The sequence below is a fragment of the Listeria kieliensis genome, from assembly GCF_003369925.1.
GTDB classification, from domain to species: domain Bacteria; phylum Bacillota; class Bacilli; order Lactobacillales; family Listeriaceae; genus Listeria; species Listeria kieliensis_A.
Window position 1 is genome coordinate 948,334 of record NZ_LARY01000002.1, and the last position, 12,858, is coordinate 961,191.

Genomic DNA, 12,858 nt, shown 5'->3' on the forward strand with positions numbered 1-12,858 from the left:
ACTGTATACTTCAAAAGGAAAAGAGGGGATTAGGGTGTCAAAGATACTGAAATCATTACTTCTTACCGTCTCAGCTGGATTTTTAGCTGTATTAAGCGGTTGTGGTGATTTAGCGGTACTAGATCCAAAGGGACCGGTTGCCAAAGATCAGAGTAATCTAATTATCTATTCGATATTCTTCATGCTACTGATCGTGCTAACCATTTTTGTGTTGCTTACGATTATTCTATTTAAATACCGTGAACGAAAAAATCCAAAGAATTACGAACCAAATATGCACGGAAGCCGTAAACTGGAAATTTTATGGACGCTTATTCCAATCATAATCGTTATTGCACTTGCAATTCCAACTGTCAAAACGATTTATGCGGGCGAAGAAGCTCCAAAAGTAACATCGCATAAGGATCCAGTTGTGATTTATGCGACGAGTGTGGACTGGAAATGGATATTCAGTTATCCAAATGAAAGTATTGAGACTGTCAACTATGTACATATTCCTACAGATCGACCAGTTCTCTTCAAATTAACATCCGCAGATACAATGACTAGTTTTTGGGTGCCTCAACTAGGTGGTCAAAAATATGCGATGTCAGGCATGTCAATGAACTTGTATTTACAAGCTGATGAAGAAGGAACTTATAAAGGACGGAATGCAAACTTTAACGGAGAAGGCTTCCACGAACAGCGCTTTAACGTAATCGCACAATCTGAAAGCGACTATAAAGCATGGGCGAAGAAAACAAAAGCCAATTCTCCACTGATCACACAAGATATTTATGATCGTTTGCTTATTCCAGGAGGCTCGAAAGAAAAGAGTTATTCAGGAACTCACTTGGCCTTTGTTGATGTGGCAGCGGACCCTGAATATGTCTTTTATGCGTATGAACGTTTTGGCTACAAGCTAACGAATCCGCATAATCCAAATGAAAAAGTGACAATTTCTGATAAGCCACTTAAACCTGCTCGTCCAGTTACGGTTACAAATCCGCAATTTGAACGGCATCACATGAAGCCAATGATCATTAAAAATGGCGAGAAATATCACTCAGATAAGCACTATGATAAAGAAATGAAAAAAATGGAAGACGACATCCAAACGAACGAATTCAATAAAAAAGAATCCGACGACGCGGGCGAGTAAAGGGGGAAACTAAAACATGAAATGGAACGAATTTATCATCACTGGCGACCCTCTGATCTTAGGTGCACAAGTTTCGATCGCACTCGTCAGTATTGGGATTGTCGTGCTGTTAACGTATACGAAAAAATGGAAATGGCTTTTCAAAGAATGGATTTCCTCCGTTGACCATAAACGGATTGGGATCATGTATTTGATTGCTGCTGTTTTAATGTTCTTCCGGGGCGGCGTGGATGCGCTCATGATGCGTACCCAACTTGCTTTACCTGGAATGAAGTTTTTAGATGCACAGCACTATAACGAAGTCTTTACAACACACGGAACGATCATGATTTTGTTCATGGCAATGCCGTTTGTTATCGGGTTAATGAACATCGCAGTACCGCTTCAAATTGGTGCGCGCGACGTAGCATTCCCATTCTTAAATAATTTGAGTTTCTGGACATTCTTCATGGGGGCAATGCTTTTCAACTTGTCCTTTGTAATCGGTGGTTCTCCAGCAGCAGGCTGGACAAACTATGCGCCACTTGCAGAAGAATTTAGCCAAGGCTATGGAATTAACTTTTACTTGCTCGGAGTTCAGATAGCCGGGATAGGAACGCTTATGACAGGGATTAACTTCTTTGTCACGATAATGCGGATGCGTGCTAAAGGCATGACGCTGATGAAAATGCCAATGTTTACTTGGACAATTTTGATCACTTCCCTAATTATCATCTTTGCTTTCCCTGTTTTGACAGTAGCGCTTGCTCTCATGTCATTTGACCGCTTATTTGGAACAGCATTCTTTACGCTAGCAAATGGTGGTTTACCGATGATGTGGGCCAACCTTTTCTGGGTTTGGGGGCATCCGGAGGTATACATTGTTATCCTACCGGCATTCGGGGTCTTCTCAGAAGTTATTTCTACCTTTTCGAAAAAGAAACTGTTTGGTTATCCAGCCATGGTTGCTGCCATCGTTGTTATCTCCATTTTGAGTTTCATTGTTTGGGTCCATCACTTCTTCACGATGGGTTCAGGCGCACTTGTTAACTCATTCTTCTCGATTACGACGATGATGATTGCCATACCGACTGGGATTAAAATATTCAACTGGCTATTTACGATGTATAAAGGCCAGATTCGATTTGATACACCAATGCTTTGGTCGCTTGCTTTCATACCAAACTTTGTTATTGGTGGGGTAACTGGGGTTATGCTTGCCATGGCCGCAGCGGATTATCAATATCACAATACGTACTTCCTTGTATCTCACTTCCACTATGTGTTGATTGCAGGAACCGTATTCTCTTGTTTCGCCGGTTTAATTTACTGGTATCCAAAAATGTTTGGTTACAAGCTGAATGAAAAAATTGGTAAATGGTTCTTCTGGATTTTTGTAATCGGCTTTAATGTCTGCTTCTTCCCGCAATATTTCTTGGGACTCGACGGCATGCCACGTCGACTTTACACTTATACACAAGGAGACGGCTGGACAACATTGAACCTTATTTCCTCTATCGGAGGCTTCCTGATGGGAGTAGCATTCTTAATTCTTTGCTGGAATATCGTTTACAGCTTCAAACATTCAAAACGCGAAGTAAGTGGCGATTCTTGGGACGGAGCTGGGCGTACACTCGAATGGGCAACAAGCTCTGCGATTGCGCCAAAATATAACTTTGCAATTCTACCAGAATGGCACAGCATTGATGATTTTTGGAATAAGAAGCAAGAAGGCAAGTCTTACTTGGACGATAAAAATTATCAGCCTATTCATATGCCAAGCAACACAATGCTCGGATTTGTGATGTCTGTCTTCTTCTTCATCGGCGCGTTTGGTCTTGTCTTCTACTGGTACTGGCTTGGACTCCTTGGAGGACTGGGTGTACTAGGCTGCATGATTTATCGTTCTTTCCAAAAAGACGACGGTTATCATGTTTCAGTTGAAGAAATTCGTGCAACAGAAGAGCATGCTGCTCACGAACGTGAAACGGGCGTAAAGGAGGGTAACCCATGGAATCTGTAAAAACAAATTCGAACCTTCCACTTGAGTATCAATCTGAACAAGGGAGACTGAACATTCTTGGCTTCTGGATTTTCCTTGGTGCAGAAATTGCGCTTTTTGCAACGCTTTTTGCGACTTATTTTGTGATGATGAAAGCCGGTTCGAATGCGGGACATCCGCCAGCAGAAATGTTCGAACTACCGCTTGTACTCATCATGACATTCCTGCTACTTGCAAGTAGTTTTACTTGTGGCTTAGCTATTGGTGAAATGCGTAAAGGCAATACGAAGATGTTGATGGTTTATTCAATCATCACATTGCTTCTAGGTGCTGGCTTTGTTGGATTTGAAATCTATGAGTTTGCACATTACATTATGGAAGGCGTAACGATGCAAGTCGGCTCATACTGGTCTTCGTTCTTCGTTTTACTTGGAACCCACGGCGCCCATGTAACGATCGGCTTATTCTGGATTACGTTTATCCTTATTCAAATTAAAATGCGCGGTTTGACGCCACGTGCAGCATCCAAAGTCTTTATTTCAAGCTTATATTGGCATTTCTTGGATGTTGTCTGGATTTTCATCTTCACGGGTGTCTACCTGTTAGGGATGGTGAACTAAATGGCTGAAAACAAAAATACAAATAGCGCACATGTTGAATCGGGTATCCCGTGGAAGCATATCATTGGCTTTATCTTATCCATCGTATTAACTTTACTAGCTGTTTGGGTAGCACTTTACTCTTCGCTTGATTATAGCGTGAAGCTAGTCATTATCTTCATCTTTGCATTCATTCAAGCAGCTTTACAGCTTTTGATGTTTATGCACATGACAGAAGGTCGCGATGGCCGAATCCAAGTCGGCAACATCCTTTTCGCAGCGTTTATTGCGATTGTGGTTGTCATTGGCTCTTATTGGGTCATGGAAATCGGACATATGAACCATTTAATGTAAAATTTTATTAAAATAGAACAGGAGTTAGGGAAAATGTTTCCTAGACTCCTGTTTTTTATTAGTGAAAATGGTTTTGTGACAACATTTCAAGTAATTTATATTTTTTATGAACAAAATTTCAAAAATATATTTTACAAATGTAAAAGTGTGTGCTATGATAAATTTGTAAAAAGAAAGGGGTTACAAAAATGAATATAACGACTGCAGAATTAGCCAAATATTTAGACCACACAAATTTAAAACCAAATGCGACAAAAAGCGACATTGAGGTCACTTGTCAGGAAGCATTAAAATATAACACGGCTTCTGTTTGTGTTAACGCTTACTGGATTCCATTTGTTGCAGAACAACTGAAAGATTCAACAGTAAAACCAATCGCTGTTGTTGGTTTCCCACTTGGAGCGACAACAACGAAATCAAAAGTATTTGAAACACAAGTTGCCATTCAAGATGGTGCCGAAGAAATTGATATGGTTTTAAATATCGGGGAACTGATCGCTGGAAACCACAGTGAAGTTGAAAAAGATATTCATGACGTGGCTCTAGAAACTCACAAAACAGGAAAATTATTAAAAGTCATCATTGAAACTTCTTACTTGAACAACGAACAAATCGTAGCTGCTTGCGAAATTTCGGAAAAAGCTGGCGCAGATTATGTGAAAACTTCAACAGGGTTTAGTTCAGCTGGAGCAAAAGTAGAAGATGTTGCTTTAATGCGCAAAACAGTTGGAGATCGTCTAGGAGTGAAAGCTTCTGGTGGAATCCACTCCAGAGAAGAAGCTTTAGCAATGATCGAAGCTGGGGCTAGCCGTCTTGGTGTAAGTGCGACAAAACAAATATTGGCTTAAGATAGGCATTCCGTGTAAAATGTAAGAAGAGAAATAACGAAAAAGCTGCTTAAAAAGATTTAAGTAGAAACCAGGCACCTCACTCAATTACAATGAATCGTGTAATCGAGTAATTTTAATAGAGAAGGAGACTTTTTCATGAATAAGTACAATCGAGTTTTTGCGATCGTCATTGATTCTGTTGGAACTGGAGCCGCACCGGATGCTGATAAATTTGGTGATGTTGGTTCAGATACGTTAGGTCACGTTGGTGAAGCGTATCAAGGAAAACTGAAATTACCAAACTTGCAAAAATTAGGCTTATCAAATCTTAGAGAAACGGCGATTGAAGGTGTGGCGAAGGCGGAACAACCGCTTGGCTATTATGGTAAAATGACGGAGATTTCCGCAGGGAAAGATAGCATGGATGGGCACTGGGAAATGATGGGACTGCCTGTTACAGAGCCGCTTAGTTATTTTCCAAATGGTTTCCCGGACGAGCTACTAGCTAAAATTTCAGAGTTCTCAGGCCGCAAAATTGTTGGCAATAAACCAGCTTCTGGAACAGAAATTATTAAAGAGCTCGGGGAACATCAGCTAGAAACTGGGGATTTGATTATTTACACATCAGGCGATTCCGTATTACAGATTGCTGCACATGAAGAAGTCATCCCAGTTGATGAGCTTTACAAAATTTGTGAGTTTGCTCGTAGCTTAGTGAATGGTCCTGAATATGTAGTAGGACGTGTCATCGCTAGACCATACGTGGGAACGAATAAAGATAACTTTACAAGAACCGCTAACCGACATGATTTTGCATTAAAACCAACAAGTAAAACCGACTTGGATGATCTCCAAGCGGCTGGTATTCATACAGTTGGAATTGGCAAAATCAATGACATTTTCTCCGGTCAAGGATTAGATGAAGTTTATCATAATGAAAGCAATATGGACGGCATGGATCATTTAGACCACGTCATGGCAAAAGACTTCAAGGGTTTTTGTTTCGTAAATTTAGTGGATTTTGATTCAATGTATGGCCATCGCCGTGATCCAATTGGTTTTGGTCAAGCTTTGATGGACTTTGATGAACGCCTTGGTCAAGTTTTAGCCAACTTGAAAGAGGATGATTTGTTGATGATAACAGCAGATCATGGTAATGATCCAGGCTTTAAAGGAACCGATCATACGCGCGAACAAGTACCGCTTTTAGCTTATTCGCCAAGCATGAAACAAGGAAACAGTTTAGGCATTCGCAAAACATTTGCTGATTTAGGAGCTACTGTAACAGATAACTTTGGCGTTTCTGGTAGCAAAGTGGGAACAAGTTTTTTAGCAGAATTAAATTAAAGGGAAAACGGGGAGGAAGAGGATAACAATGACAGATGAAGAAAAAATCAAGCAAAGTCTGCTAGTAGCACACCTTTATTATGAAGAAAATATGGGGCAAGCTGCCATTGCAAAAAAATTGAATCTTTCTCGCCCGACCATTTCCCGGTTATTACGAAGTGCTAGAGATAGCGGTCTCGTTAAAATCCAAATTTTTAACCCGCTGCTAAACGCTGATGAGCTGTCGCAGCAATTGTCCAAAAAATATGGGGCAAAAATCATGGTCGTTCCGTCGAATTTTAACGGTGAAACGTTGTCGATTAATAGTGTCGGTGCTTATACGGCAGATTTTTTGACGAAGATCGTTCGGCCCGATGATATTATTGGCATCGGCTGGGGGAAGACGATTCATTCTGTAACCACAAGAATGGAGAATCAAGAAGTCCCTGGCGTTCAAGTTGTACAATTAAAAGGAAGCGTTAACTTTGAAAATGAACGAACTTATGCCTATGAAAGCATTAATGAATTAGGCCGCGTTTATCATACACAACCGCAATATTTGCCGCTACCGACAATTTTTGATAATCAAGTGACGAAAGAAATGGTGGAGCAAGATCGTTTTATTAAGGCTGTTTTAGATTGTGGGAAGAAAGCTAATATTGCTATATTTAGCGTTGGAACAGTTCGTAAAAGTGCTTTATTATTTCAATTAGGTTATTTTGATGAAGGCCAAAAAGAAAATCTGCAAGACCATGCGGTTGGTGATATTGTTTCCCGCTTTATTAATAAAGACGGCGAATTGGTTGATGAAAAATTAAATGAACGAACAGTTGGCATCCAATTATCCGATTTAAAAGAAAAACGTTATTCAATCTTAGTGGCTAGTGGTGTTGCAAAACTTGCAGGCGTAAATGCCGTGTTAACAGCAGGCTACGCTAATCATGCAGTGATCGATTTAGCACTAGCGCAAGCATTAATAGATTACGAGAGGGTGTAAGAGACATGAGAATGATAGATGTAATTGACCACAAACGCAATGGTGGCGAATTAACAGATGAAGAAATTCAATTTTTTGTAGACGGTGTTGTAAACGGAACCATTCCTGATTATCAAATTAGTGCGCTACTTATGGCCATTTATTTCCAAAACATGACGAAAGAAGAGCGTGCGAGCTTAACTATCAAAATGATGGAATCTGGCGAACACTTGGATCTATCTGAAATCCCTGGCATCAAAGTAGATAAACACTCGACTGGCGGCGTAGGTGATAAAGTGAGCTTACCACTTGCAGCAGTTGTTGCGGCGGTTGGTATCCCTGTTCCGATGATCTCAGGTCGCGGGTTAGGACATACAGGTGGAACTTTAGATAAATTGGAAGCGATACCAGGATATCAAATTGAAATTAGTGAAAAGGACTTTATCAGCCAAGTAAAAGATGAAAAATTGGCAATTATCGGAGCAACTGGTGATATTGCCCCAGCTGATAAGAAAATATATTCATTACGTGATGTTACAGATACCGTGGATTCGATCGCATTAATTGCCAGCTCGATCATGAGTAAAAAAATTGCTTCTGGAACAGATGCACTTGTGATTGATGTTAAGACAGGTTCTGGTGCGTTTATGAAGACACTTGAAGACTCAACAGAACTAGCGGAAGCGCTAGTTGATATCGGAAAAGGTGTTGGAATGAAATGTATGGCGCTTATTTCGGATATGAACCAACCGCTGGGAAATAAAATCGGAAATGCGTTAGAAATTGAAGAATCAATTGATTTATTAAAAGGCAAGGGACCAAAAGATTTAGTTGATCTTGTGTTGACACTTGGAAGTTATATGGTATTACTAGGTGAAAAGGCAAAAACATTTGATGAAGCTAAACAAATGCTTGAAAAAACCATTGCTGACGGTTCTGCACTAGATCGTTTCAAAGCAATGATTAAAGCTCAAGGTGGCGATGAACGTGTGATTGAAGACTATACCATCATGCCGCAAGCTAAATATAAAATCGAACTTCCAGCAAAAGAAGCCGGTGTTGTCGCTAAAATAACAGCTGATGAAATTGGCATTGCCAGTATGCTACTTGGTGGCGGACGACAAAAAGCTAGTGATAAATTAGATTATGCAGTTGGAATCGAATTGCACAAAAAAATTGGGGACGCAGTTCAAGCAGGCGAGTCACTAATGACAATTTATGCCAATCAACCAGAAGCAGAAATCGAATCCATTAAAGACTTAATTTATCAAAATGTTGAAATTGCGGAGACAGCAACGGCACCAAAAATGATTTATAAAATCATTGATTAATCACAGAAAAATGTTTCTTAAATAGACATAGAATTGTAAACTTAATGAGAGAGGTGTAAGAAACGTGCGATTTATCTTTTTATTCACTGGTTTAGCGCTTGTTTTTGGGATTGGCTGGCTAGTCAGCAGCGATCGCAAGAACATCAAATTTAAAAAAATGGGCATCATGTTTGCCTTACAATTAGTAATTTCCTTCTTGTGTTTAAATACAACAGGTGGAATTCAAGTTTTATCCAGTATTTCCTCCTTTTTCAGCTGGCTGATGGAACAAGCAGCGGGCGGAATCAACTTTGTATTTGGTGGCCTTGTCATTCAAAAAGGTGCATCCGTCTTTTTCCTAAACGTATTGATGCCAATCGTCTTTATTTCGGCACTAGTTGGTATTTTGAATTACATTAAAGTTTTACCATTTATCATCAAATGGACAGGTTGGGCGCTTAATAAAGTGGCGCGAATGGGCGAACTAGAAAGTTATTTTGCGATTTCAACAGCGATTCTTGGACAACCAGAAGTTTTCCTAACTGTAAAAGATGAAATTCCAAAATTGAATGCTAAACGTTTATACACGATTTGTGCATCGGCAATGAGTGCCGTATCGGCCGCAGTTCTTGCAGCATATATGGAACTTGTTCCTGGTAAATTTGTTGTTACAGCTGTTTTCTTGAATATTTTATCTGCATTAATCGTTTCCTGTATTGTAAATCCTTATGACGTAGGTCCAGAAGATGAAATCACAAGAGACGAATTAACAGGGGAAGCCGCTAAAGAACCATTTTTCCAAGTATTAGGGAACTATATTTTACAAGGGTTCAAATTAGCGGTAACTGTCGCAGCGATGCTAATTGGGTTTGTAGCACTTGTAACCTTCTTAAATAGTACTTTTACAGCCGTTTTACACATCAGCTTTACACAGATTTTGGGCTATATCTTCTCGCCGATTGCCTTCTTGATGGGGGTACCCGTTAGTGACATTACCGAAGTAGGTAGCTTGATGGCCACTAAATTATTGACGAACGAATTTGTAGCGATGGGCGATTTACATCAATTAGCGTCGCAACTAACGCCAAAAGGTAATGCGATCATTTCCTCTTACCTCGTTTCATTTGCAAACTTCAGTGTAGTTGGGATTATCACAGGTTCAATCAAATCAATCAGCGAAAAACAAAGCGTTTCCGTTGCGAAGTTTTCAATGAAACTATTGCTAGGAGCAACACTTGCTTCGATTTTGACCGGAACTATTGTTGGATTGTATTTTTAAATGGGAAAGCGTGCGGAAGCGCGCTTTTTTTGTTATGGAAGTAATTTTGTATAGATAAGGGAAGGCAGTCGCTAGAGTTAGTAAGTCTATTTATGCTATTACCTATTATTTTTTTGGTGTAGATTTTGAAAGGAGTAATTATAAATATGGAAAATTTTATTTGTAGGTTTTTTGAGTAGCTTATTTTTGGAAAAGGATGATTGATAGTAAACTCAAGTGTTGGCTTTGTGGTTATAATAATGAAGAGTACACTAAAGTTGCTAGCGGATTTCAAAGAACGGACGACATGAGATCTATTCGTAAGTTAGTTGGAAGATCATGTAGTGGATGAATTACTTGAAAGAATAATTTGGGGGTAACAAACTTCAATTATATATAAACCTAAAAGCAATATTGTTGACTGTAATAGAGTAGCCGTTGTTGAAATCAATATAAATAAAAAACATACTGTGTATTGCAGTATGCTTTTTATTTATATTCTCTTTCCTGACTGAACATTTTCCAATTGGGAAATGCTAGAATACAAGTTTATTAACTCAGAGTTCTTACTATTAGCTCTCTAAGAAATTAGCCACCTTTAAAAGTTTTTAACATTGACTTGGCTTTTTTTATAATAAAATAGTGCTCCTATAATTGATATTGAACCAAGAAAAAGAATAAATGCCATAATAATACTCATTAACCAAGGATATAAAAAAGCTCCTATAACAAGTCCGATTTTTGATATTAAATCTCCGCCAGTTAATTTAAATGAAGATACAGCAGCATAAGTTCCTCTCTGATTTGCCGGAATCAGCTTCACTTCCTCTGCATTCAACACTGGAGAATAGATTAGTTCGCCAAAAGTAGCTAGTATAGTAAACAACAAGAGCCACCAAAAGTGGCTAGCTGATGTCAAAAATACATAGCCAATCGAATAAAATAGAAATCCTAAAATTAAAGTACGCTTTGTAGATACATTTGATAACAATTTACCTATTCCAAAAGTACATGAAACAACAATTATAGTATTTGTTATGTTAATTAAAGAAAACATCCTTACACCATCAAATTGAAATGAGTATAGATTAAATGTTGAAAAATCTTGTGATAAGCGAACCGCAATATATCCGCTTACACTTAACTCTGCTGAAAAAATAAACATTCCACCTAACATAAGTAGCATATAACGCCTATTCGAAAATACTTTGGTATATGATCTAATGATATCTTTGAAAATATTATTGTGTTGTTTAGCATTCACAAATTGTCTTGTTTCTTTTACAAAAATAGTGTAGGCTACAGCAAGTGCTAGTGTCGTAAATGAAAGAGTGAAGAAAAGAAGAACTTTATGATTCACATATAGCAAACCGCCCATCAATGCACCTAAAGCCATTGATAAATTAATTAGCCAATAATCTAGACGAAAAACTAATTTTCTATTATTCTCAGTTACAGAATCTTGGATTAATGCTGTTAGATTCGGTCTTCTAAAAGTAGAGACAATGATATAAAGCGTGTAAATAACAATGAACGCCCAGATATCGTTCTGCCATACCATCAACATGAGACCAAGTAAGAGAAGACCCTCAGCATAACTTGTTAAAAGCAACATTTTTTTTCGAGGAAGCCTGTCACACACATACCCTGCTACGATACTTAACACAAATGTAGAGATGACAATAATAGCTAAGAAAACACCCGCGAAAGAGCCGCTAATTTCTTCAGTTAAATACAGCGCCATAAACGGCAAGATAGCGCTACTTGCTATCCGATTCAAAAAAGAACCCCAAAGTCGTACTTGAATATTTATAGGGAGATTTTTAATTTTCATACTTTTTCCTCTTGAATTGTTTCAGTCTTTTGAATGCCAACCTCATCTTTCAGTAATCGAACACACTTTTCAATTCCTTTAGATATATTCTCGGATTTTTTACATTTAAAAACAGCAATAAAAATATTTTCTGTAGCTGTACTTGATGTTTTAACTTTATCACCAACTTTAACATAACATGAATATTTATCAAACCACTCTGTAGATTGTTGCTTAGGTAACTTTTCTATCACACCTTCCCTCCGATAGCTTAAAAATGTTGCTCCGTAGGAACGTGGAATCCGTATTATTCCAGCTCTCTCTGTTTCATTAATGTTCTTATTTAGAAGCATTGACCAGTACAAATTCTTAATATTTAAATCAAATGCGCATTCAATAAGCTTGGGTATTTCAGCACCCCCGAATCTTGAGGCGCCCTCACAAAAAGTTAGCTCACCTGTTTCGTTATTATAAAACCATTCCATATGAAATGGAATCGGGTGACCATAAACCATTAATTTATCTAAAACTTTTTCAGTATTTTTAAAAACTTTCTCAATAACTTCTGGATTAGTAGTATAAAAATGACTTGTGCTGACTGTTGCATAATGGCATTTAACTATACTTTCCGTTAATTTCTCGCCATACTCATGGACAGCAAATGTGTGTATTTTTCCATCTTGCGCAATACCATCACTGGTTAACATAATATCGTAATCAACAAATTTTTCCAAAATATATCCATTTAAATTTTCAGGTAGCATATCAATTTCCTGACTGGAAGATACTATATATAGTCCGTTAGCAGAACTTTGTGCTCTTGGTTTCAAAATATATTGTTGAGCTGTATTTTCTGTAAAATAATTTTTTACTTCTTTCTTAGTGTTTATTTTGATAAATTTTGGTTGCTGTACAACACCTGTTAAAAGTGTTCTCATTAGATATTTATCGATAAAACTCATTGCTTGAAAGTAACTTTCACTGATACCCGATTGTGCATTAAGAAGCCCTGCCAACACAATTTTTTCTTCACCATTGGCGATAAACAGTGAACTTTTTTCCACTAAATTCAGCTTTAAACATTGTTGTTGAAGATAATCATCCGACCACTCCTCCATAAAAATAACTTTGTCTGAAATCATAGGAAATGATATTTTTACTCTAGACGGTGATATAATCAATATGTTACTGGTTTCTATCAAATGTTCTGATAATCCTAACTCTTTAAAGGAGAAGGAATTGATTAAAATAAACAAAATTTTACACCTCT

The 12,858-nt window shown here is 38.1% G+C and carries 11 protein-coding genes; 9 read left to right on the top strand and 2 right to left on the bottom strand.

Annotated features, from left to right (window positions below; all coding sequences use genetic code 11):
• Nucleotides 1–34 precede the first annotated feature (34 nt).
• From qoxA to UR08_RS10475, 9 genes are all read left to right on the top strand, one after another.
• Nucleotides 35–1,141 carry a cytochrome aa3 quinol oxidase subunit II gene (gene qoxA / locus UR08_RS10435; protein WP_115753572.1) on the top strand — a complete coding sequence of 369 codons (1,107 nt, stop codon included), beginning with the start codon at nt 35–37 and terminating at the stop codon, nt 1,139–1,141.
• Between the two features lie 16 nt (nt 1,142–1,157).
• Nucleotides 1,158–3,143, top strand: a complete 1,986-nt coding sequence (gene qoxB, locus UR08_RS10440) for a cytochrome aa3 quinol oxidase subunit I (RefSeq protein ID WP_115753573.1) — start codon at nt 1,158–1,160, stop codon at nt 3,141–3,143.
• Nucleotides 3,131–3,742, top strand: coding sequence for a cytochrome aa3 quinol oxidase subunit III (gene qoxC / locus UR08_RS10445; protein WP_115753574.1), 612 nt, complete (start codon nt 3,131–3,133; stop codon nt 3,740–3,742). Before qoxB ends, qoxC begins: the two co-directional genes overlap by 13 nt.
• Entirely contained in the window at nt 3,743–4,075 is a 333-nt protein-coding gene (qoxD, locus tag UR08_RS10450; RefSeq protein ID WP_115753575.1) for a cytochrome aa3 quinol oxidase subunit IV, read from the top strand.
• 188 nt (nt 4,076–4,263) lie between these two features.
• Nucleotides 4,264–4,923, top strand: a complete 660-nt coding sequence (gene deoC, locus UR08_RS10455) for a deoxyribose-phosphate aldolase (RefSeq protein ID WP_115753576.1) — start codon at nt 4,264–4,266, stop codon at nt 4,921–4,923.
• A 138-nt stretch (nt 4,924–5,061) separates the two neighbouring features.
• Nucleotides 5,062–6,252, top strand: a complete 1,191-nt coding sequence (locus tag UR08_RS10460) for a phosphopentomutase (protein ID WP_115753577.1) — start codon at nt 5,062–5,064, stop codon at nt 6,250–6,252.
• Nucleotides 6,253–6,280: 28 nt separating this feature from the next.
• Complete coding sequence (locus tag UR08_RS10465) at nt 6,281–7,228, top strand: sugar-binding transcriptional regulator (RefSeq protein ID WP_115753578.1); 948 nt, start codon at nt 6,281–6,283, stop codon at nt 7,226–7,228.
• Between the two features lie 5 nt (nt 7,229–7,233).
• Nucleotides 7,234–8,538 (top strand): pyrimidine-nucleoside phosphorylase, encoded by a 1,305-nt coding sequence (locus tag UR08_RS10470; protein ID WP_115753579.1) that lies wholly within the window; start codon nt 7,234–7,236, stop codon nt 8,536–8,538.
• Between the two features lie 64 nt (nt 8,539–8,602).
• On the top strand, nt 8,603–9,796 hold the full coding sequence (locus UR08_RS10475) for a NupC/NupG family nucleoside CNT transporter (RefSeq protein ID WP_115753580.1): 1,194 nt from the start codon (nt 8,603–8,605) through the stop codon (nt 9,794–9,796).
• Nucleotides 9,797–10,373: 577 nt separating this feature from the next.
• Here UR08_RS10475 and UR08_RS10480 read toward each other — a convergent pair.
• Both UR08_RS10480 and UR08_RS10485 read right to left on the bottom strand, forming a co-directional pair.
• Nucleotides 10,374–11,609, bottom strand: a complete 1,236-nt coding sequence (locus UR08_RS10480) for an MFS transporter (protein WP_115753581.1) — start codon at nt 11,607–11,609, stop codon at nt 10,374–10,376.
• On the bottom strand, nt 11,606–12,844 hold the full coding sequence (locus tag UR08_RS10485; protein WP_115753582.1) for an ATP-grasp domain-containing protein: 1,239 nt from the start codon (nt 12,842–12,844) through the stop codon (nt 11,606–11,608). Before UR08_RS10485 ends, UR08_RS10480 begins: the two co-directional genes overlap by 4 nt.
• Nucleotides 12,845–12,858: the final 14 nt, after the last annotated feature.